Below are 21,412 nucleotides of genomic sequence, written 5' to 3' on the forward strand. Positions count from 1 at the left end.
CCAACGAATCCGGCTCCGGCAAAGGCGAAGCATGCCCCAGCACACCTCAGGGTCTGACCGCGCTGCGGTGCCCCCCGCTGCGCGCGGCAGCGAGCGGTCCACCGCGCCCTCGTCCCTGGAGGTGCTGTGGCGCTCGTACAAGGACTCGGGTGACGAGCGGCTGCGGGAGCAGCTGATCCTGCATTACTCGCCCCTGGTGAAGTACGTGGCCGGCCGGGTCAGCGTCGGTCTGCCGCCCAACGTGGAACAGGCCGACTTCGTCTCGTCGGGGGTCTTCGGCCTGATCGACGCCATCGAGAAGTTCGACATCGAGCGGTCCATCAAGTTCGAGACGTACGCGATCACCCGGATCCGGGGCGCGATGATCGACGAACTGCGGGCGCTGGACTGGATCCCCCGCTCGGTGCGGCAGAAGGCGCGGGCCGTCGAGCGCGCCTACGCCACGCTGGAGGCGCAGCTGCGGCGCACCCCGACCGAGCACGAGGTCGCGGGGGAGATGGGCATCGGGGTCGAGGAGCTCCACGCGGTCTTCAGCCAGTTGTCGCTGGCCAACGTGGTCGCCCTCGAAGAGCTGCTGCACGCCGGCGGGGAGGGCGGCGACCGGCTCTCCCTGATGGACACGCTGGAGGACACCGCAGCCGACAACCCGGTGGAGGTGGCGGAGGACCGGGAGCTGCGGCGGCTGCTCGCGCGGGCCATCAACACCCTGCCCGAGCGGGAGAAGACGGTGGTGACCCTCTACTACTACGAGGGCCTCACGCTGGCCGAGATCGGCAACGTCCTCGGCGTCACCGAGAGCCGCGTCAGCCAGATCCACACCAAGTCGGTACTGCAGCTGCGGGCGAAGCTGGCCGACGTCGGCCGCTGAGCGTGACAGGGGCCTTGCGGGACCTCCGTAGAGTGGACGCGTGCCCAGGATTCGAGCGGCCTCCGTGGCCGAGCACCGGTCGATGCAACGCGGCTCCCTGCTGGATGCCGCGCGTTCCCTGCTGTCCGAAGGGGGAACGGAAGCGCTGACCTTCCCCGCCCTCGCCGAGCGGACCGGTCTCGCCCGGTCCTCCGTGTACGAGTACTTCCGTTCGCGCGCGGCCGTCGTCGAAGAACTCTGCGCGGTGGACTTCCCCGTGTGGGCCGCCGAGATCGAGGCGGCGATGTCCGAGGCGGCAACGCCGGAGGCGAAGATCGAGGCGTACGTCCGCAGTCAGCTGGGTCTGGTGGGGGACCGCCGGCACCGCGCGGTCGTGGCGATCTCCGCCAGCGAGCTGGACGCGGGAGCGCGCGAGAAGATCCGTGCGGCGCACGGGGGGCTGATCGCGATGATCGTCGAGGCCCTGGGGGCGCTCGGGCAGACCGAACCGAGGCTGGCGGCCATGTTGCTCCAGGGCGTCGTGGACGCCGCCGTCCGCCGGATCGAGGCGGCCTCCGGCGAGGACCCGTCCGTGGTCACGGACGCGGCCGTCGCCATGGCGCTGCGGGGCGTCGGGGGGTAGTCCCCCGCGGGCTCCCCCGAGGGGACCCTTCCCGGCGGGACGGGGCCGGTTCCCGGGTCCCAGGGCAGCAGGCGCGGTGTCGGGCGGGGGACGAGGGCCAAGGGGTTGAGGTACTCCTCGCCCCGCAGGAGGCCCCAGTGGAGGCAGGGGCGCGCGCAGTGCGAGCCGTCCGTGAGGAGGGCCACCACCTGGCCCGCCGTGACGTCGGCGCCTTCCGCCACCAAGGGACGGACCGGTTCGTAGGTCGTGCGCAGCCCGTTCGGGAGGGTCAGGGAGAGGACTCCGCGGCCCGCTACCCGGCCGGCGTAGTGGACCCGGCCCGGGCCGACCGCGCGCAGCTCCGCGCCCACCGCGGCCGCCAGGTCCACCCCGCGGTGGCCCGCCGCGTACGGGGTCGGGGGCGGGTCCCACCAGCGGATCACCGTGAGCGGGGCGGGGAGCGGGCGCGCCGCGCCGCGATCCGCGGCCGACGGGGACCCGGGGGCCCCGGCGGGCACGGAGGTCCTCGTGGACCCGGGGGACCCGGTGGACCCGGCGGACCCGGTGGACGCGGTGGACGCGGCGGGTCCGGCGGACCCCGCGGGGCTCGGGGGGGCCGTCGCCGGGGCGACCGTGAGTGACAGGGACAGCAGCAGGCCGAGCAGGAGAAGGGTCATGCCGCTCAGGGTCCCGCGCGCGGGCGGCGCGCCGCCGGGCCTGTGGACAACCGGTCCCGCGCGGGCGACCGGGCGCCTGTGGACAACGGCGTCACCCGGCATACCACCGGGTCCCGTACACTTCTTGTGGCGATCCGGGTCACCGGGTCGACTTCGCACGCCCCAGCACCGGCCGCTCAGGCCGGGTCACAGCGCCTCTCGGTCCCCTTCGTCGGGGGCAGGGCGCGACAGGGGTGTCAGGAACCAAACCGAGAAAACAAGGAGATGGCCATGGCCGTCGTAACGATGCGGGAGCTGCTGGAAAGCGGCGTCCACTTCGGTCACCAGACCCGCCGCTGGAACCCGAAGATGAAGCGCTTCATCTTCACGGAGCGCAACGGCATCTACATCATCGACCTGCTCCAGTCGCTGTCGTACATCGACCGCGCCTACGAGTTCGTGAAGGAGACCGTCGCCCACGGCGGTTCCATCATGTTCGTCGGTACCAAGAAGCAGGCGCAGGAGGCCATCGCCGAGCAGGCGACGCGCGTCGGCATGCCGTACGTCAACCAGCGCTGGCTGGGTGGCATGCTCACCAACTTCTCCACCGTCTACAAGCGCCTCCAGCGTCTGAAGGAGCTTGAGGCGATCGACTTCGACGACGTCGCGGCGTCGGGTCTCACCAAGAAGGAGCTCCTGGTCCTCTCTCGCGAGAAGATCAAGCTGGAGAAGACCCTCGGTGGTATCCGCGAGATGTCGAAGGTCCCCAGCGCCGTCTGGATCGTCGACACCAAGAAGGAGCACATCGCCGTCGGTGAGGCGCGCAAGCTCCACATCCCGGTCGTCGCGATCCTCGACACCAACTGTGACCCCGACGAGGTCGACTACAAGATCCCGGGCAACGACGACGCGATCCGCTCCGTCGGTCTGCTCACCCGCGTGATCGCCGACGCCGTCGCCGAGGGCCTCATCGCCCGTTCCGGTGCCGCCACTGGCGACTCGAAGCCGGGCGAGAAGGCCGCTGCCGAGCCGCTCGCCGAGTGGGAGCGCGACCTGCTCGAGGGCGAGAAGAAGGCCGACGACGCTGAGGCCGCTCCGGCCGCCGCCGCCGTCGAGACCCCCGCCGCCGAGACCGAGGCCGCTCCGGCCGCCGAGGCCGAGGTTGTCGCCGAGCCCGTCGTCGAGGCTCCGGCCGCCGACGCCGAGCAGGCCTGACCCACTGAGAGCGCCCGGCGTTCACGCGCCGGGCACTCGCAGCACGGACGATGACGGCGGGGGAGGGCCGCGCCACAAGCGCGCCTCCTCCGCCGTTCACCCGTAGATCTACGACTTCGAGAGAGAATCACAGACTCATGGCGAACTACACCGCCGCTGACGTCAAGAAGCTCCGCGAGCTCACCGGCGTCGGCATGCTGGACTGCAAGAACGCGCTGGTCGAGGCCGACGGTGACGTCGACAAGGCCGTCGAGGCGCTCCGTATCAAGGGTCAGAAGGGCGTCGCCAAGCGCGAAGGCCGTTCTGCCGAGAACGGTGCGGTCGTCTCCGTCATCTCCGACGACAACACCTCCGGTGTTCTGGTCGAGCTGAAGTGCGAGACGGACTTCGTCGCCAAGGGCGACAAGTTCCTGGCTGTCACCAACCAGCTTGCCAACCACATCGCCGCGACCTCCCCGGCCGACATCGAGGCGCTGCTCGCGTCCGAGATCGAGTCCGGCAAGACCGTGCAGGCGTTCGTCGACGAGGCCAACGCCAACCTCGGCGAGAAGATCGTCCTGGACCGCTTCGCGCAGTTCACCGGCGGCTACGTCTCGGCGTACATGCACCGCACGATGCCCGACCTGCCGTTCCAGATCGGCGTCCTCGTCGAGCTCGACAAGGAGAACGCCGAGGTCGCCCGCGGCGTCGCGCAGCACATCGCCGCGTTCGCGCCGAAGTGGCTCTCCAAGGACGACGTCCCGGCCGACGTGGTCGAGTCCGAGCGCCGCGTCGCCGAAGAGGTCACCCGCGCGGAGGGCAAGCCCGAGGCCGCCCTCCCGAAGATCGTCGAAGGCCGTGTCAACGGTTTCTTCCGCGACAACACCCTGCTCGGCCAGGCCTACGCCCTGGACGCCAAGAAGTCCGTCCAGAAGGTTCTGGACGAGGCCGGTGTCAACCTGGTGCGCTTCTCGCGCATCAAGGTCGGCATCTGAGTCCGTCCGTACGCGACGGACACCGGACCCCGGTAGGGTCTGAAGCAGTCGCCCGCGTTCGCGCAGGACGACCGCAGATCTGACGAGGAGGCCATTGCCGTAGAGGGAACCGCGAGGACCCACCGGCAATGGCCTTCTTCGTATGTGCACGAGGAGATCTCCATGAATCAGGGCGTGGACACCCACACCGCTTCCGACGACAAGAGCGACCAGGACAAGAAGGGCCGCCGCTTCATGCTGAAGCTGTCGGGCGAGGCCTTCTCCGGTGGCGGAGGACTGGGCGTCGACCCCGACGTCGTCCACGCCATCGCGCGCGAGATCGCCGCGGTGGTCCGCGACGGCGCCGAGATCGCCATCGTGATCGGCGGCGGCAACTTCTTCCGTGGCGCCGAACTCCAGCAGCGCGGCATGGACCGGGCACGGTCCGACTACATGGGCATGCTCGGCACCGTCATGAACTGCCTCGCGCTCCAGGACTTCCTGGAGAAGGAGGGCATCGACTCACGGGTCCAGACCGCCATCACCATGGGCCAGGTCGCCGAGCCGTACATCCCGCTGCGCGCCGTGCGACACCTGGAGAAGGGCCGCGTCGTCATCTTCGGCGCCGGCATGGGCATGCCCTACTTCTCCACCGACACCACGGCCGCCCAGCGCGCCCTGGAGATCGACGCGGAAGCCCTCCTCATGGGCAAGAACGGCGTCGACGGGGTCTACGACTCGGACCCCAAGAAGAACCCCGACGCCGTGAAGTTCGACGCGCTGGAGTACAGCGAGGTGCTCTCCCGCGACCTCAAGGTCGCCGACGCCACCGCCATCACGCTGTGCCGCGACAACAAGCTGCCGATCCTGGTCTTCGAACTGCTCGCCGAGGGCAATATCGCCCGCGCGGTCAAGGGTGAGAAGATCGGCACGCTCGTGAGCGACCAGGGCACCCGGACCTGAGCACTGCGGACCTGGGCACTCCGGGTCCGAGCACCCGCCGCTGGTTCGAGCCCTGCGGGGCCGAGCCGGCCCCGCCCGCCCGAACCATCCATTTCTGACATGCAGGAGCACGTGGTGACCGAAGAGATCCTCCTCGAGGCCGAGGAGAAGATGGAAAAGGCCGTCGTCGTCGCCAAGGAAGACTTCGCCGCGATTCGCACCGGTCGTGCGCACCCGGCGATGTTCAACAAGATCGTGGCGGAGTACTACGGCGCCATCACGCCCATCAACCAGCTCGCCTCCTTCTCGGTTCCCGAGCCGCGCATGGCGATCGTGACCCCGTTCGACAAGAGCGCCCTGCGCAACATCGAGCAGGCCATTCGCGACTCGGACCTCGGTGTCAACCCGAGCAACGACGGCAGCATCATCCGGGTGACCTTCCCCGAGCTGACGCAGGACCGCCGCAAGGAGTACATCAAGGTCGCGCGCACCAAGGCCGAGGACTCCAAGGTGTCGATCCGCGCCATCCGCCGCAAGGCGAAGGACGCCCTCGACAAGCTCGTCAAGGACAAGGAAGCCGGCGAGGACGAAGTGCGCCGCGCCGAGAAGGAGCTCGACGACACCACCGCGAAGTACGTCGCGCAGGTGGACGAGCTCCTCAAGCACAAGGAAGCCGAGCTCCTCGAAGTCTGATGAACGACTCTTCCTGGCAGCCGGAGCCGGTTCCGGCGGGTCCCGCATACGATGCGCAGGTGGGCCCGCACACTCGGCCCATGCCCATCGTGCCCGATGCCGCCGGCCGTGACTTCGACGACCGGGAAGCACGCGATCGGGGGGCCGCCGCTGACGGCGGCTCCCTCTTCCGCGCCGAGACGCCGCCGCAGGAGCCCATGCCCAGCCCCCCGTCGCCCCCGCCTTCGTCGGCGCCGCAGGACCCCACTCCGCCGCCTCAGAAGAAGCGCGCGGGACGGGATCTGCGGGCCGCCATAGGGGTCGGCGTCGGCCTCGGCGCGGTGATCTTCGCTTCCCTGTTCATCGTCAAGGCGGTCTTCGTCGGCGTCGTCGTCGTGGCGGTCGTCGTGGGGCTGTGGGAGCTCACCTCCCGGCTCCAGGAGAAGAAGGGCATCAAGACCCCGCTGGTCCCGCTCGCGATCGGCGGCGCGGCGATGGTCATCGCCGGGTACGTCCGCGGGGCCGAGGGCGCCTGGGTGGCCATGGCCCTGACGGCGCTGGCCGTCCTGGTCTGGCGGATGACCGAACCGCCCGAGGACTACCTCAAGGACGTCACCGCCGGAATCTTCGCGGCGTTCTACGTGCCCTTCCTGGCCACGTTCGTCGCGATGCTGCTCACCCCCGACGACGGGCCGCAGCGGGTCGTCACCTTCCTGGTCCTGACCGTGGTCAGCGATACCGGGGCCTACGCGGTGGGCTGGCGCTTCGGCAAGACCAAGCTCGCCCCGCGCATCAGCCCCGGCAAGACCCGCGAGGGTCTCCTCGGAGCGGTGGCCTTCGCGATGGTGGCCGGCGCGCTGTGCATGGAGTTCCTGATCGACGGGGGCTCGTGGTGGCAGGGCCTGGTACTGGGCTTCGCGGTAGCGGTCAGCGCCACGCTGGGCGACCTCGGCGAGTCGATGATCAAGCGCGACCTCGGCATCAAGGACATGGGCACGCTGCTGCCCGGCCACGGCGGCATCATGGACCGGCTGGACTCGCTGCTTCCCACGGCTCCGGTGGTCTGGCTGCTGCTCGCCGCCTTCGTCGGCGCCGGCTGATCCGGTCCGCCGCCGGCCGATCCGGTGCGCGGCTCCCGGCCGCGGGCTCCTCACCGGCGGAGCCCCGCCGGTCGGGGGCGGCGTACGACGGAAGGCTCCGGCAGGGCCGGGGCGGTTACTCTTGAAGGGCGTGCTGCTTCTGCGGCGCGCCTTTCGTCTTACAAGGAGTACCTGCCATGGCCCGCCCTGTTCCGGGAGAGCTCACTTTCGTCGCCCCCCGTGGAGCGAAGAAGCCGCCCCGGCACCTCGCCGACCTCACCCCCGAGGAGCGCCGGGAGGCCGTCGCCGCGATCGGTGAGAAGCCGTTCCGGGCCAAGCAGCTCTCGCAGCACTACTTCGCCCGGTACGCGCACGACCCGGCGGAGTGGACCGACATCCCGGCCGCGTCCCGCGAGAAGCTCCAGAAGGAGCTGCTGCCGGACCTGATGAACGTCCTGCGGCACATCTCCTGTGACGACGACACCACCCGCAAGACGCTGTGGAAGCTGCACGACGGCACGCTCGTCGAGTCCGTGCTCATGCGCTACCCCGACCGGGTGACCATGTGCATCTCCTCGCAGGCCGGCTGCGGCATGAACTGTCCGTTCTGCGCCACCGGCCAGGCGGGACTCGACCGCAACCTGTCCACCGCGGAGATCGTCCACCAGATCGTCGACGGCATGCGCGCGCTGCGTGACGGCGAGGTCCCGGGCGGTCCGGCGCGGCTGTCGAACATCGTCTTCATGGGCATGGGCGAGCCGCTCGCCAACTACAACCGCGTCGTCGGCGCCATCCGCCGGCTCACCGACCCGGAGCCCGACGGCCTGGGCCTGTCCCAGCGCGGGATCACCGTCTCCACCGTCGGCCTGGTCCCGGCCATGCTGCGGTTCGCCGACGAGGGCTTCAAGTGCCGTCTCGCCGTCTCCCTGCACGCGCCGGACGACGAGCTGCGCGACACCCTCGTGCCCGTGAACACCCGCTGGAACGTGCGCGAGGTGCTCGACGCGGCCTGGGAGTACGCGGAGAAGTCCGGCCGCCGGATCTCCATCGAGTACGCCCTGATCCGCGACATCAACGACCAGGCCTGGCGGGGCGACCTGCTCGGCAGGCTGCTCAAGGGCAAGCGCGTCCACGTCAACCTGATCCCGCTGAACCCGACGCCCGGCTCGAAGTGGACCGCCTCGCGGCCCGAGGACGAGAAGGCGTTCGTGGAGGCCATCGCCCGCCACGGCGTGCCGGTGACCGTGCGCGACACCCGCGGCCAGGAGATCGACGGCGCGTGCGGCCAGCTCGCGGCCTCGGAGCGCTAGTTCTCGCCAGTGGAAGGACAGATTCGGCCGCGGGGTACCCTGTGGCCGAACCAATTTCATATTTCCGACAGGGGAGCGCCACAGCGCTGAGAGTGCGGTAACCGTCACCGCAGACCCTCTGAACCTCGCCCCGGTCATTCGGGGTAGGAAGTTCGGTCACCACTCAAGCTGTTGCGCCCTGCCCGGCGTCCGCTCGACAGAGCGCCGGGCAGGGCCGCGTCTTCTCCTGGACATCCCAGGAGGAATCACCAGTGAGCACCACCAAGAAGCTCGCGGGCGTCGCGCTCGCGGCCGCGCTCGGCGTCAGCACGCTCAGCGCCTGCGGCGGCAAGGCCGAGGACAAGTCCGGGGGCGACGCCCCCGCGTCCAAGACGATCACCCTCGTCTCGCACGACTCCTTCAACGTGACCGACACGGTCCTCAAGGAGTTCGAGCAGGAGAGCGGCTACAGCGTCAAGGTCCTGAAGTCGGGCGACGCCGGCGCCGCGCTGAACCAGGAGATCCTGACCAAGGGCTCCCCGCGCGGCGACGTCTTCTTCGGCGTGGACAACACGCTCCTCTCCCGCGCCCTCGACAACGGCATCTTCACGCCGTACGAGGCCAAGGGGCTGGCCGACGTGAAGCCCGAGTTCGTGCTCGACAAGGAGCACCGGGTCACCCCGGTCGACTCCGGTGACATCTGCGTCAACTACGACAAGGCCTACTTCGCCGACAAGAAGATCGCCCCGCCGCAGACGCTGGACGACCTCGTCAAGCCCGAGTACAAGGACCTGCTGGTCACCGAGAACGCCGCGACCTCCTCGCCCGGCCTCGGCTTCCTCCTCGCCTCCGCCGGCAAGTACGGCGAGGACGGCTGGAAGGACTACTGGAGCAAGCTCAAGGCCAACGGCGTCGAGGTCGTCGACGGCTGGGAGCAGGCCTACAACGAGCGGTTCTCCGGTTCGGCCGGCGGCAAGAAGGCCAAGGGCGACCGCCCGCTGGTCGTCTCCTACGCCTCCAGCCCGCCGGTCGAGGTCCTCTACGGCGAGCCGCAGCCGGCCGAGGCCCCCACGGGCGTCGCGACCGGTACCTGCTTCCGGCAGACCGAGTTCGCGGGCCTGCTGAAGGGCGCGAAGAACGTGGAGGGCGGCAAGGCGCTCCTCGACTTCCTGATCTCCAAGAAGTTCCAGGAGGACATGCCGCTCCAGATGTTCGTGAACCCGGTGACCCGGGACGCGAAGCTGCCGGAGCTGTTCACGAAGCACGGCGTCGTGATCGAGAAGCCGGAGACGGTGACCCCCGACGCCATCGCGAAGAACCGCGACGAGTGGGTCAAGGCCTGGTCCGCGCTCGTCGTGAAGTAGCGGGACCCGTGCACACCGCACCGAAGGAGAGCGGGCGGGCCACGGCCGTCAGGCTCGGTCTGATGGCCGTGCCGCTCGTCTTCTTCGGGCTGTTCTTCGCCTACCCCGTCGCCGCGATCGTCGGACGCGGGCTCAAGACCGACGAGGGCTGGCAGTTCGGCCGGATCGGGGAGGTGCTGGCCCGGCCCGACATCGGCGACGTGCTCTGGTTCACCACCTGGCAGGCGCTCGCGTCGACGGCGCTCACGCTCCTGATCGCACTCCCCGGCGCGTACGTCTTCGCGCGCTTCGAGTTCCCCGGCAAACAGCTGCTGCGGGCGCTGGTGACCGTGCCCTTCGTCCTGCCGACCGTCGTGGTCGGCACCGCCTTCCTGGCGCTGTTGGGGCGGGGCGGTCTGCTGGACGAGCTGGGCGGGATCCGGCTCGACACGACCGTGTGGGCGATCCTGCTCGCGCACGTCTTCTTCAACTACGCCGTCGTCATCCGGACCGTCGGCGGACTGTGGGCGCAGCTGGACCCGCGCCAGGAGGAGGCCGCCCGGGTGCTGGGCGCCGGGCGGTTCGCCGCCTGGCGGCGGGTGACGCTGCCCGCGCTCGCCCCCGCGGTGGCCGCCGCCTCGCTGATGGTGTTCCTGTTCACCTTCAGCTCCTTCGGGGTCGTGAAGATCCTGGGCGGGCCCGCGTACTCCACCCTGGAGGTGGAGGTCTACCGGCAGACCGCGCAGCTCCTGGACCTGTCGACGGCCGCGGTGCTGACGATGGTGCAGTTCGCCGCCATCGGAGTGATCCTCGGCGTGCACGCCTGGACCGTGCGCCGGCGGGAGACCGCGCTGCGGCTCGTGGACCCGGGACGCACCGCGCACCGGCCGCGCGGCTGGGCGCAGCGCTCCCTGCTCGGCGGGGTCCTGCTGACGGTGCTGCTGCTGATCGTGGCGCCCCTCGCCGTGCTGGTCGAGAGGTCGCTCGACGCCCCCGGCGGATACGGGTTCGGCTTCTACCGGGCGCTCCAGGAGGTCGGCCCGGGCGGTGGAACGTTTCTGGTGCCTCCGCTGGAGGCCATCTGGAACTCCCTGCAGTACGCGCTCGCCGCCACCGCCATCGCGCTGGTCGTCGGCGGACTCGCGGCCGCCGCCCTGACCCGGCGCGCGGGCCGCTTCGTACGGGGCTTCGACGTGCTGCTGATGCTGCCGCTCGGGGTGTCGGCCGTGACGGTCGGCTTCGGCTTCCTCATCACCCTGGACGAACCGCCGCTGGACCTGCGGACCTCGTGGATCCTGGTGCCGCTGGCCCAGGCGCTGGTGGGCGTGCCCTTCGTCGTACGGACCATGCTGCCCGTGCTGCGGGCGGTGGACGGGCGGCTGCGGGAAGCCGCCGCCGTGCTCGGGGCCTCGCCGCTGCGGGCCTGGCGGGAAGTGGACCTGCCGATGGTGCGGCGGGCCCTGCTGATCGCGGCGGGCTTCGCCTTCGCCGTGTCCCTCGGGGAGTTCGGGGCGACCGTGTTCATCGCCCGCCCCGACCGTCCGACGCTGCCCGTCGCGGTGGCACGGCTGCTGGGGCGGCCCGGGGAGATGAACTACGGGCAGGCGATGGCCCTGAGCACGATCCTGATGCTGGTGTGCGCGGTGTCGCTGCTCCTGCTGGAGCGACTGCGGTCCGACAAGACTTCCGGAGAGTTCTGATGACACTGCTTCAGCTGGAAGGGGTCTCGGTCCGCTTCGGTGAGCGGGCGGTCGTCGACGCCGTGGACCTGAAGGTCGCCGAGCACGAGACCGTGTGCGTGCTCGGGCCGAGCGGGAGCGGCAAGTCCACCCTGCTGCGGGTGGTGGCCGGGCTCCAGCCCGTCTCGCGGGGGCGGGTGCTGCTCGGCGGCGCCGACCAGGCGGCGGTGCCCGTGCACCGGCGGGGGGTGGGCCTGATGTTCCAGGACCACCAGCTGTTCCCGCACCGGGACGTAGGCGGGAACATCGCGTTCGGACTGCGGATGAGGGGCTCCTCGAAGGAGTCCTCGGGGGACCGGGTCGCGGAGCTCCTGGAGCTGGTCGGGCTCCCCGGGGCCCAGGGCCGGGCGGTGGCCTCGCTGTCCGGCGGCGAGCAGCAGCGCGTGGCGCTGGCGCGGGCGCTGGCGCCGTCGCCGAGGCTGCTGATGCTGGACGAGCCCCTGGGACAGCTGGACCGGGGGCTGCGGGAGCGGCTGGTCGTGGAGCTGCGGGGGCTGTTCTCGCGCCTGGGGACGACCGTGCTGGCCGTGACGCACGACCAGGGGGAGGCGTTCGCGCTGGCCGACCGGGTGGTGGTGATGCGGGACGGGCGGATCGCGCAGGCGGGGACTCCGCTGGAGGTGTGGGAGCGGCCGGCCTCGGAGTTCGTGGCGCGGTTCCTGGGCTTCGAGAACGTGGTGCCGGCGGAGGTGTCGGGCGGGGTGGCGGCCACGCCCTGGGGCGGGGTACCGGTCCCCGCGGGGGCTCCGCAGGGGCCGCGGCGGGTGCTGATCCGGCCGGCGGGCGTGGTGCTGTCGCCCGAGGGGCTCGGCTGCGAGGTGGTGTCCCGGACCTTCCGGGGAAACCACGTCGCGCTGTTGCTGCGGCCGTCGGAGGGGCCGGTGCTGGAGGCGGAGTGCGGGCTGGCCGGGGCTCCGGCCGTCGGGGACCGGGTCGCGGTGGCCTTCGCCCGGGCCGAGGTGGTCGTCCTGCCGGGGGAGTAGGGCGCCGCCGGGCGGGCCCTCGCCCGCCCTGGCCCCGCCCTCGCCCGCCCCCGCCCTCGCCCGCCCCGGCCCTCGCCCGCCCCGGCCCTCCGCGAGGACGCGGCGGCGCCCCGGACCCGTGGCTCAGACGCCCGCGGGGCTGAGTTCCGCGGGCGCCCGCGCCTCGTCGTGGTTGCCGTACCAGGCCACCGCCACCGCGCCGGCGACCGCCAGGACGAAGCCGAGGACCGCCAGCCAGGCCATGCCGGGGCGGGACGCGTCGCCGAGCCACAGGACGCCGATCGCGCCGGGGAGGACGGTTTCGCCGACCACCAGGGCGGCGGTCGCGCCGTTCACCGAGCCGATCTGGAGCGCCACCGTGTGGAGGTACATGCCGCCGGCTCCCGCCAGGACGATGGCGTAGAGGGCCGGGTCCGCGAGGAGCGACGTGAGGGAGAAGGGCTCGATGCCGTTGAGGATGCGGACGCCGACGCCCAGCGCGCCGAAGGCCAGACCCGACAGCAGGCCCGCCAGGATCGCGGCCCGGGCCCCGAGGAGGCGTACCGCCACCGTGCCGCCCACGATGATCAGTACGGTCACCGCCAGCAGCCACCAGTGCGTGGCGGCCGGCGCGTAGTGGCCGCCCTCGTGCCCCGCCGCCGTCGCCAGCAGGACCAGCGCGGCGCAGACCACGCCGATCGAGGTCCATTCCTTGCGCGTCAGCCGGATCCCGAGCATCTTCACGCTCAGCACGGCGGTGATCACCAGGTTGGCGCTGATGACCGTCTGGGAGAGGAACAGCGGCAGGAGGCGCGCGGCCAGGGCCCCCAGGCCGAAGCCCACGAAGTCCAGGATCGTGCCGAGGATGAACTCCCAGGTCATCGCGGCCTTCGCGGTGGACGCGAGGTTCGGGCCGCCGTGCTGGGTGACCCCGGCGGCGGCCGGTGACGTCCGGGCCGCGCGCCGGGAGCCCACGGCTTGCAGGACGGATCCCGTGCCGTAGCAGATGGACGCCGCGATAGCGGTCAGCAGGCCTATGAGCACCCGGGGGCTCCGTTCACGTCTGGCAGGTTTTGCGGTGTGTGCGTACCTCTGCCAGACGTGCGGAACGCCCGGAAAGTTGCCTGGCCGCGGTCAGGACATTGTGGCGAGTACCGCCGGAACCTCGTCCACCGAGTCCACGAGGGCGATCCGCGACTCCATCGCACGGCCGCGCGCCAGCGCCTGGAGCAGCGGCCAGGCCGGCAGGTGCTCGGTCCAGTGGGCCCGGTCGACGAGGATCATCGGCGTGGGCTCGCCCCGCGACGCGTAGTAGTTCGGCGTCGCGTTGTCGAAGACCTCCTGGACCGTGCCCGCCGCACCCGGCAGGAAGACGACGCCGGCGTTGCACCGGGCGAGGAGCCCGTCCTCCCGGGTGGCGTTCGCGAAGTACTTCGCGATGTGCCCGGCGAAGACGTTCGGCGGCTCGTGTCCGTAGAACCAGGTGGGGATGCCCACCGAGTCGGCGCCGGGGGCGGCCGGCCAGCGCTCCCGCACGGCGAAGGCGGCCCGGGCCCAGTCGGAGACGGACGGCGCGAAGGACGGGGCCTCGGCCAGGATCTTCAGCGCTTCGGGCAGGGCGTCGTCGGGGGCCGTGGCGAGGTACGCGCCGAGGTTGGCCGCCTCCATGGCGCCGGGGCCGCCGCCGGTGGCCACGGTGAGCCCGGAGCGGCTCAGGGTCCGGCCGAGTTCCGCCGCGCCCCGGTACGCGTCGTCGCCGCGGGCCATGGCGTGGCCGCCCATCACGCCGACCACGCGGGAGCCGGCGAGGTGCTCGTCGAGGGCGTCGGAGATGGCGTCGTCGTGGAGGGAGCGGAGCATCGAGGAGTAGACGTCCCCGTCCGCCTTGGTCTCCTGGAGCCAGGCGTAGGCCTCGGCGTCCGGGGTGGCCCCGTACCCCTCGGCGAGTCCCGCGAACAGCTCCTCGGCCGTGTACAGGAGGCCCCGGTAGGGGTTGAAGGGCAGGTCGGGGACGGGTGGGAAGACCAGCGCGCCGTCCGCGCGGACCTTCGCCGAGGCGTCGGACTCCATCGCGCAGCCCAGGAACACGGCGGCGGAGGTGTCGGCGGACAGCAGGGCGAAGGTCCGCTCCAGCAGGTTGAGCGACTGGATCCGGTACCCGCTGAGTGAGCCGCGGGCCACGACCCGGTCGAATTCGGCGAGCGTCTCGATCTCGATGTCTGCGTTGACCATTCGGCCCACATTAAGGGCTGCCCGCCTCAGCGGGTCAATGCCAGCGACGTCAGCTGTGCCACACCCCAGACGAGCGGCAGGGCCGCGGCGGTCAGCGCGCCGGCCCGCAAAGTCGCGGCCCCGCGCAGTACTTTGCCCGGGGCTCCGAGCCCGGCCAGGGTCGCGCGGGTGTCGGTGCGGGCCTGGTGCACCTCGACCGCGGATGTGAGGAAGGTCGCGGCCGCGCACAGCACCACCAGGGCGGCGGCGGGCGCGGTGAGCGGGCCGAACGGGACCTGGAGGCCGCCGCGCTCGCGCAGCGCCACGACGCTGAGCGCTCCCGCCCCGACCGCGCACAGGACGCCCAGCGGTGCGCCGAGCCGAGGGGCCTCCTCCTGGAGGGCCCGCCCGGCCAGCAGCCGCAGCGCGCCGGGGCGTACGGCCTGGACGAGCGCTCCGCAGGCGTAGGCGAGGCCGGGACCGGTGAGGGCGAGCCCGACGGCGGTCAGCGCCCAGCCGGCCGGCAGGCCGATACCGGTGGGTCCGGTGGTGGCCAGGGCGGCGAGTCCGCAGGCGGTGACGGCGATGCCCCAGGGAAGGACGGTGTGCGGGGCCGGCCGGGAGTGGGGCCGCAGGGCGAGGGCGGTGGCGGCCGAGGCGGCCACCGGGAGCAGGGCCAGCAGGGTGAGGGCGGCGGCCACGGGCAGGGGCAGCTCGGCGTGGAGCAGCTTCGCCCCGGCTCCGTCGAAGGGCAGCCCCGTGACGTCTCCGCGCAGGTGGAGGAAGACGGCCAGGGCCACGGCGCTGCCGAGGGCGCAGGCGACGGCGGTGGAGAGCGCCGCGACCAGGGTGAGCCGTACGGGTCCCAGCCCGGCCGCGTCCAGCCCTTCCCGGGGCCGGGTCGCCGGGTCGCAGCGGGCCACGGAGACGGCGAACTGGACGGTGACGCCGAGCGGCACCAGGGCCCACAGCAGCTGCGGGAACGATCCGGCGGGCCGGGCCGCGGCCTGCTCGAGCGCGTAGAGCAGCAGGAAGCCGCTGCAGGCGGAAGCCGCGGCGACGAGCAGCCGGCGCAGTTGGACGAGCGGCCTGGAGCCGCGGGCTAGGCGGAGAGCGAGCACGCGGCCTGGTCCTCCGGGGGCTGGGGGAAGACGGTCTGGGGGGAGGCGGCCCCGGCGGGCCGCCCGTCGAGCAGGGCGACGTGCCGGTCGGCGGCGGCCGCGGTCTCCTCGTCGTGGGTGGCCAGCAGCACGGTGATCTCGTGCGAGCGGGCCGCGCTGGTGAGCGTGCGCAGCAGCAGGGCGTGCTCGGAACGGTGCAGGGGGGCCGTGGGTTCGTCCGCGAAGATCACGGCGGGCTCGCTCACGAGGGCGCGGGCGAGGGCGACGCGCTGGGACTCGGCCCGGGTGAGCGCTCCGGGGTGCTTGCGGGCGAAGGCACCGATGTCGAGGCGCTCCAGCCAGGCGCAGGCGGCCCGTTTGGCCTTGCGGTGGCTCGTGCCCGCGATCAGCAGGGGCAGGGCGGCGTTCTCCCACACCCGGAGCTCGGGCAGCAGCTGCGGTTCGGGGCCGATCCAGCCGAAGCGGTCGCGGCGCAGCCGCTCGCGGGCCGATGGGCCCAGGGTGTGCAGGGCGATGCCGTTGAACCAGACCTCGCCCTGTTCGGGCGGCAGCTGTCCCGACAGGCAGCGCAGCAGGGTGGTCTTTCCGCTGCCGCGAGGGCCGGTCACGGCGAGGATCTCACCGGCGCGGACGCCGATCGAGACCCCGATGAGACCGGGCGAACCGCAGTGGGAGTAGTGAAGGGACCGTGCCCACAGGACGTCATCATCCGGTGGGGCGTTGTCCGGAGCCACCATGGCGTACACCTCCGTCCGGGGAACGAAGCGGAACCCGCGTAGGTCACTGGCGCCGCAAGGAGATGTAAAGAGATGAACGTCTTGGATGGTGACAGCACACGGCCCGGACCCCCGCGTTCTCACTCGAACGGAGGATCCGGGCCGGGTGGCCGGACGAGGCGCGGCCGGTGGCCGGCTGCCGGTTAGAGCTTGGTCCAGGCCTCGGTGAGGACGCGGCGCAGGATGCCTTCGATCTCGTCGAAGGTGCCCTGGTCGGCCGTCAGCGGCGGGGCCAGCTGGATGACCGGGTCGCCACGGTCGTCGGCGCGGCAGTACAGGCCGTTCTCGAAGAGGGCCTTGGAGAGGAAGCCGTAGAGCACGCGCTCCGTCTCCTCGTCCGTGAAGGACTCCTTGGTGACCTTGTCCTTGACGAGCTCGATGCCGTAGAAGTAGCCGTTGCCGCGGACGTCGCCGACGATCGGCAGGTCGTGCAGCTTCTCCAGCGTCGAGCGGAAGGCGTCCTCGTTGTCCAGCACGTGCTGGTTGAGGCCTTCCTTGTCGAAGATGTCGAGGTTGGCGAGCGCCACCGCGGAGGACACCGGGTGTCCGCCGAAGGTGTAGCCGTGCAGGAAGGTGTTGTCACCCTTGTAGAACGGCTCCGCGAGCCTGTCGGAGATGATGCAGGCACCGATCGGGGAGTAGCCCGAGGTCATGCCCTTCGCGCAGGTGATCATGTCCGGGACGTAGCCGAACTTGTCACAGGCGAACATCGTGCCGAGGCGGCCGAACGCGCAGATCGTCTCGTCGGAGACGAGCAGGACGTCGTACTCGTCGCAGATCTCGCGGACCCGCTGGAAGTACCCGGGCGGCGGCGGGAAGCAGCCGCCGGCGTTCTGCACCGGCTCCAGGAAGACGGCGGCGACGGTGTCGGCGCCCTCGAACAGGATCTCCTGCTCGATCTGGTCGGCGCACCAGCGGCCGTAGGCCTCGGGGTCGTCGCCGTAGATCGGGGCGCGGTAGATGTTGGTGTTCGGCACCTTGTGCGCGCCGGGGACCAGCGGCTCGAAGGGGGCCTTCAGGGCCGGCAGGCCGGTGATCGACAGGGCGCCCTGCGGGGTGCCGTGGTACGCGACCGCACGCGAGATGACCTTGTACTTGGTGTGCTTGCCCTGCAGCTTGAAGTACTGCTTGGCGAGCTTCCACGCGGTCTCGACGGCCTCGCCGCCACCGGTGGTGAAGAAGACCTTGTTCAGGTCGCCCGGGGCGTAGTGCGCGAGGCGCTCGGCGAGCTCGACGGCCTTGGGGTGCGCGTACGACCAGATGGGGAAGAAGGCCAGTTCCTGGGCCTGCTTGTACGCGACCTCGGCCAGTTCCTTGCGGCCGTGACCGGCGTTGACCACGAACAGGCCGGCGAGACCGTCCAGGTAGCGCTTGCCCTTGTCGTCGAAGATGTAGGTGCCCTCGCCGCGCACGATGGTGGGAACGGGCGAGTTCTCGTACGACGACATGCGGGTGAAGTGCATCCACAGGTGGTCGTAGGCGGTCTTGGAGAGGTCCTGGCTCACGGCTATCGCGTTCCCCACATGTAGGTCTGCTTCTTCAGCTTCAGGTAAACGAAGCTTTCGGTTGATCGCACGCCGGGGAGCGCACGGATCTTCTTGTTGATCGTTTCGAGCAGGTGGTCGTCGTCCTCGCAGACGATTTCCACCATCAGGTCGAACGAGCCCGCGGTCATCACCACGTACTCGCACTCGGCCATGGCGGTCAGTGCGTCGGCCACCGGGTCGAGGTCGCCCTCGACGTTGATGCCGACCATCGCCTGGCGCCGCAGCCCCACGGTGAGCGGGTCGGTGACGGCGACGATCTGCATGACGCCCTGGTCGAGGAGCTTCTGTACCCGCTGGCGCACCGCCGCTTCGGACAGGCCGACGGCCTTGCCGATCGCTGCGTAGGGACGGCGACCGTCCTCTTGCAGTTGCTCGATGATCGCCAGGGACACAGCATCGACCGAAGGGGACGGTTGTCTGTTCCTGGAATCTGCGCTTCGACTGACCACGAGCTCACTCTGCACGAGGAGTCGTCTGTTCCGCAAGACGAGAACGATGTAATTCGTTGTTTGAGGAGTCGGATGTCACTGATTCCGTAGTTCGTGGCGGGTGGCCCTGTCGAAAACGGCGTCCTAGGAGTTAGGCTGGGTAGCTGTCTCATCCATTGGACATGTGATCACGGGAGTGTGGCTGTAGTGACCACCGAACTGCGTCGTCTGCGCAACTACATCGGCGGGGAGTTCAAGGACGCCGCCGACGGGCGGACCACCGACGTGGTCAACCCCGCCACGGGCGAGGCGTACGCGACCGCCCCGCTCTCCGGCCAGGCGGACGTGGACGCCGCCATGGCCGCCGCCGCGGCCGCCTTCCCGGGCTGGCGCGACACGACCCCCGCCGTGCGCCAGAAGGCGCTGCTCAGGATCGCGGACGCTTTCGAGGCGCGTGCCGACGAACTCGTCGCCATCGAGTCGGAGAACACGGGCAAGCCGCTCGGCCTCACGGCCAGCGAGGAGCTGCCGCCGATGGTGGACCAGATCCGCTTCTTCGCGGGCGCCGCGCGCCTGCTGGAGGGCCGCTCGGCCGGCGAGTACATGGAGGGAATGACCTCCATCGTCCGCCGCGAGCCGGTCGGCGTCTGCGCCCAGGTCGCACCGTGGAACTACCCGATGATGATGGCCGTCTGGAAGTTCGCCCCGGCCCTCGCCGCGGGCAACACCGTGGTCCTCAAGCCCTCGGACACCACGCCGGCCTCCACCATCCTGATGGCCGAGATCATCGACTCGATCCTGCCCAAGGGCGTCTTCAACGTCGTCTGCGGCGACCGCGAGACCGGCAGGGCCATGGTCGAGCACTCCACCCCGGCGATGGCCTCCATCACCGGCTCGGTGCGCGCGGGCATGCAGGTCGCCGAGAGCGCCGCCAAGGACGTCAAGCGCGTCCACCTGGAGCTCGGCGGCAAGGCCCCGGTCGTGGTCTTCGAGGACGCCGACATCGCCAAGGCCGCCGAGGACATCGCGGTCGCGGGCTTCTTCAACGCCGGCCAGGACTGCACCGCGGCCACCCGCGTCATCGTCCACGAGTCGATCCACGACGAGTTCGTCGCGGCGCTCGCCAAGAACGCGGCGGACACCAAGACCGGGCAGCCGGACGACGAGGACGTGCTCTACGGCCCGCTGAACAACCCGAACCAGCTCAAGCAGGTCGCCGGCTTCATCGAGCGCCTCCCCGCGCACGCCAAGGTCGAGGCGGGCGGCCACCAGGTCGGCGAGAAGGGGTACTTCTACGCCCCGACCGTGGTCTCGGGCCTCAAGCAGGACGACGAGATCATCCAGAACGAGGTCTTCGGACCGGTCATCACGGTCCAGTCCTTCACGGACGAGGACCAGGCCCTGGAGTACGCGAACGGCGTCGAGTTCGCCCTCGCCTCCTCGGTGTGGACCAAGAACCACGGCCGTGCGATGCGGATGTCCAAGAACCTCGACTTCGGCTGCGTGTGGATCAACACCCACATCCCGCTCGTCGCCGAGATGCCCCACGGCGGATACAAGAAGTCCGGCTACGGCAAGGACCTCTCCGCCTACGGCTTCGAGGACTACACGCGCATCAAGCACGTGATGACCTCGCTCGACGGCTGACCGGTCGCCGCACCGGCCGCACTGATCAGGGCAAGGCCTTGAAGGGGCGGGCAGTAGACAACATGTCTATTGCCCGCCCCTTCGCGTTCGCCGAGGCTTTGCCCATGCCTGAACTCGCCTTCTCCCGCCGCGCGGCGATGCGCGGCCTCGGTGCCGCGGGCCTGCTGGCCGCCCTCACCGGCTGTGGCGTCCCCGCCGCGTACGTCCCCGAGAGCCGGCGGGAGGGCCGGGACCGCTCGGAGCACGACCGTCGCGTCTCCTTCTCCAACTGGCCGCTCTACATCGACACCGACGACGAGGACGAGAGCCGGCGGCCGACGCTGGACGCCTTCTCGGAGAAGACCGGCATCGAGGTCCGGTACACCGAGGAGATCAACGACAACGACGAGTTCTTCGGCAAGGTCAGCCCGGCGCTGATGAACCACCAGGAGACCGGCCACGACGTGCTCGTGGTCAGCGACTGGATGGCCGCCCGCTTCGTCCACCTGGGCTGGGCCCAGAAGATGGACCGCTCGACGCAGGGCAACGTGGCGAAGTACCTGGACCCCCAGCTGCGCTCCCCGGCCTTCGACGAGGGCCGGCTCCACACCGTGCCCTGGCAGTCCGGTATCACCGGCATCGCCTACAACCGCAAGGCGCTCGGCCGGGAGATCAAATCGGTCCAGGACCTGTGGCAGCCGGACCTGGCCGGCAAGGTCACGCTGTTCTCCGGGCTCGACGAGTCCTTCTCCCTGCTGATGCAGGGCGACGGCGTCGACGTCACCCGGTGGACCGAGTCCGACTTCCACCGGATGTGCGACCGGGTGGAGAGCATGGTGAAGAAGAAGCACATCCGCCGCTTCACCGGCAACGACTACACCTCCGACCTCAGCAAGGGCGACGTCCTGGCCTGCCAGGCCTACTCCGGAGACGTGATCCAGCTGCAGGCCGACAACCCCGACATCGAGTTCGTGGTCCCCGAGGAGGGGGCCGAGCTCTGGGCGGAGAGCCTGCTCATCCCCAACCTCGCCCGGCACAAGGCCAACGCGGAGGCCCTGGTCGACTACTACTACGACCCCGCCGTGGCCGCGGAGCTCGCCGCTTCCGTCAACTACGTCTGCCCGGTCCCGGCCGCCCGCGAGGTGCTGGCCGCCTCGGACGACAAGGAGACCGCCGAACTGGCCGAGAACCCGCTGATCTTCCCCGACGAGGAGATGCGCAAGCGGCTCGTCGTGTCCCGCGACATCTCCTCGGCCGAGCGGGCGCCCCTCGCCAAGCGCTGGAACTCCATCGTCGGTCTGTGAGGCGCGGGCGCCCGGTCACGGAGGGGAGCCGGGTCGCGGAAGGGGAGTCGGAACTGAACATGTTCAGAGATTTTGCTGAA

At 70.8% G+C, this 21,412-nt stretch carries 19 protein-coding genes and 1 pseudogene; 13 read left to right on the forward strand and 7 right to left on the reverse strand.

What is annotated here, in order from left to right; translation table 11 throughout:
• Positions 1 to 31 precede the first annotated feature (31 nt).
• On the forward strand, positions 32 to 868 hold the full coding sequence (gene whiG, locus ACWF9Z_RS14940) for an RNA polymerase sigma factor WhiG (RefSeq protein ID WP_453602033.1): 837 nt from the start codon (positions 32 to 34) through the stop codon (positions 866 to 868).
• 64 nt (positions 869 to 932) lie between these two features.
• Positions 933 to 1,490, forward strand: a complete 558-nt coding sequence (locus tag ACWF9Z_RS14945; RefSeq protein WP_453602184.1) for a TetR/AcrR family transcriptional regulator — start codon at positions 933 to 935, stop codon at positions 1,488 to 1,490.
• Between the two features lie 161 nt (positions 1,491 to 1,651).
• On the opposite strand, the pseudogene ACWF9Z_RS14950 reads toward ACWF9Z_RS14945, so the two are convergent.
• Positions 1,652 to 2,248 (reverse strand): annotated as a pseudogene (locus ACWF9Z_RS14950) (M23 family metallopeptidase); the annotation flags it as partial.
• Between the two features lie 168 nt (positions 2,249 to 2,416).
• On the opposite strand from ACWF9Z_RS14950, the gene rpsB reads away from it, so the two are divergent.
• The 9 genes from rpsB to ACWF9Z_RS14995 all read left to right on the forward strand — a co-directional run bounded on the left by rpsB (position 2,417) and on the right by ACWF9Z_RS14995 (position 12,340).
• Entirely contained in the window at positions 2,417 to 3,340 is a 924-nt protein-coding gene (rpsB, locus tag ACWF9Z_RS14955; protein ID WP_453602036.1) for a 30S ribosomal protein S2, read from the forward strand.
• Between the two features lie 137 nt (positions 3,341 to 3,477).
• Complete coding sequence (gene tsf, locus ACWF9Z_RS14960; RefSeq protein WP_453602039.1) at positions 3,478 to 4,314, forward strand: translation elongation factor Ts; 837 nt, start codon at positions 3,478 to 3,480, stop codon at positions 4,312 to 4,314.
• Positions 4,315 to 4,476: 162 nt separating this feature from the next.
• Positions 4,477 to 5,256, forward strand: coding sequence for a UMP kinase (pyrH, locus tag ACWF9Z_RS14965; RefSeq protein ID WP_453602042.1), 780 nt, complete (start codon positions 4,477 to 4,479; stop codon positions 5,254 to 5,256).
• A 114-nt stretch (positions 5,257 to 5,370) separates the two neighbouring features.
• A complete protein-coding gene (gene frr, locus ACWF9Z_RS14970; protein ID WP_214947881.1) occupies positions 5,371 to 5,928 on the forward strand; it encodes a ribosome recycling factor in 558 nt (185 codons plus the stop codon).
• Positions 5,928 to 7,007: a phosphatidate cytidylyltransferase gene (locus ACWF9Z_RS14975; RefSeq protein WP_453602045.1), complete on the forward strand. Its 1,080-nt coding sequence runs from the start codon at positions 5,928 to 5,930 to the stop codon at positions 7,005 to 7,007. Before frr ends, ACWF9Z_RS14975 begins: the two co-directional genes overlap by 1 nt.
• 176 nt (positions 7,008 to 7,183) lie before the next feature.
• Positions 7,184 to 8,296: a 23S rRNA (adenine(2503)-C(2))-methyltransferase RlmN gene (gene rlmN, locus ACWF9Z_RS14980; RefSeq protein ID WP_453602048.1), complete on the forward strand. Its 1,113-nt coding sequence runs from the start codon at positions 7,184 to 7,186 to the stop codon at positions 8,294 to 8,296.
• A 251-nt stretch (positions 8,297 to 8,547) separates the two neighbouring features.
• Positions 8,548 to 9,639: a thiamine ABC transporter substrate-binding protein gene (locus ACWF9Z_RS14985; RefSeq protein WP_453602051.1), complete on the forward strand. Its 1,092-nt coding sequence runs from the start codon at positions 8,548 to 8,550 to the stop codon at positions 9,637 to 9,639.
• A gap of 62 nt (positions 9,640 to 9,701) precedes the next feature.
• On the forward strand, positions 9,702 to 11,318 hold the full coding sequence (locus ACWF9Z_RS14990) for an ABC transporter permease (RefSeq protein WP_453602187.1): 1,617 nt from the start codon (positions 9,702 to 9,704) through the stop codon (positions 11,316 to 11,318).
• Entirely contained in the window at positions 11,318 to 12,340 is a 1,023-nt protein-coding gene (locus ACWF9Z_RS14995) for an ABC transporter ATP-binding protein (protein ID WP_453602054.1), read from the forward strand. Before ACWF9Z_RS14990 ends, ACWF9Z_RS14995 begins: the two co-directional genes overlap by 1 nt.
• 123 nt (positions 12,341 to 12,463) lie before the next feature.
• On the opposite strand, the gene ACWF9Z_RS15000 is transcribed toward ACWF9Z_RS14995, so the two are convergent.
• The 6 genes from ACWF9Z_RS15000 to ACWF9Z_RS15025 all read right to left on the reverse strand — a co-directional run bounded on the left by ACWF9Z_RS15000 (position 12,464) and on the right by ACWF9Z_RS15025 (position 18,438).
• The gene (locus ACWF9Z_RS15000) at positions 12,464 to 13,363 is read right to left on the reverse strand and encodes a hypothetical protein (RefSeq protein ID WP_453602057.1); all 900 of its coding nucleotides are present in this window, start codon (positions 13,361 to 13,363) and stop codon (positions 12,464 to 12,466) included.
• 90 nt (positions 13,364 to 13,453) lie between these two features.
• A complete protein-coding gene (locus tag ACWF9Z_RS15005; protein ID WP_453602060.1) occupies positions 13,454 to 14,551 on the reverse strand; it encodes an LOG family protein in 1,098 nt (365 codons plus the stop codon).
• A gap of 26 nt (positions 14,552 to 14,577) precedes the next feature.
• Positions 14,578 to 15,651, reverse strand: a complete 1,074-nt coding sequence (locus ACWF9Z_RS15010) for a hypothetical protein (protein ID WP_453602062.1) — start codon at positions 15,649 to 15,651, stop codon at positions 14,578 to 14,580.
• Complete coding sequence (locus ACWF9Z_RS15015) at positions 15,633 to 16,388, reverse strand: ABC transporter ATP-binding protein (RefSeq protein ID WP_453602065.1); 756 nt, start codon at positions 16,386 to 16,388, stop codon at positions 15,633 to 15,635. Before ACWF9Z_RS15015 ends, ACWF9Z_RS15010 begins: the two co-directional genes overlap by 19 nt.
• 182 nt (positions 16,389 to 16,570) lie before the next feature.
• The gene (locus ACWF9Z_RS15020) at positions 16,571 to 17,950 is read right to left on the reverse strand and encodes an aspartate aminotransferase family protein (RefSeq protein ID WP_453602068.1); all 1,380 of its coding nucleotides are present in this window, start codon (positions 17,948 to 17,950) and stop codon (positions 16,571 to 16,573) included.
• Positions 17,935 to 18,438 (reverse strand): Lrp/AsnC family transcriptional regulator, encoded by a 504-nt coding sequence (locus ACWF9Z_RS15025; protein ID WP_356653272.1) that lies wholly within the window; start codon positions 18,436 to 18,438, stop codon positions 17,935 to 17,937. Before ACWF9Z_RS15025 ends, ACWF9Z_RS15020 begins: the two co-directional genes overlap by 16 nt.
• A 171-nt stretch (positions 18,439 to 18,609) precedes the next feature.
• On the opposite strand from ACWF9Z_RS15025, the gene ACWF9Z_RS15030 reads away from it, so the two are divergent.
• Positions 18,610 to 20,049, forward strand: coding sequence for a gamma-aminobutyraldehyde dehydrogenase (locus ACWF9Z_RS15030; protein WP_453602190.1), 1,440 nt, complete (start codon positions 18,610 to 18,612; stop codon positions 20,047 to 20,049).
• Between the two features lie 104 nt (positions 20,050 to 20,153).
• Entirely contained in the window at positions 20,154 to 21,332 is a 1,179-nt protein-coding gene (locus ACWF9Z_RS15035; RefSeq protein WP_453602071.1) for a polyamine ABC transporter substrate-binding protein, read from the forward strand.
• Positions 21,333 to 21,412 lie beyond the last annotated feature (80 nt).

It is taken from the genome of Streptomyces sp. NPDC054961, assembly GCF_053609145.1.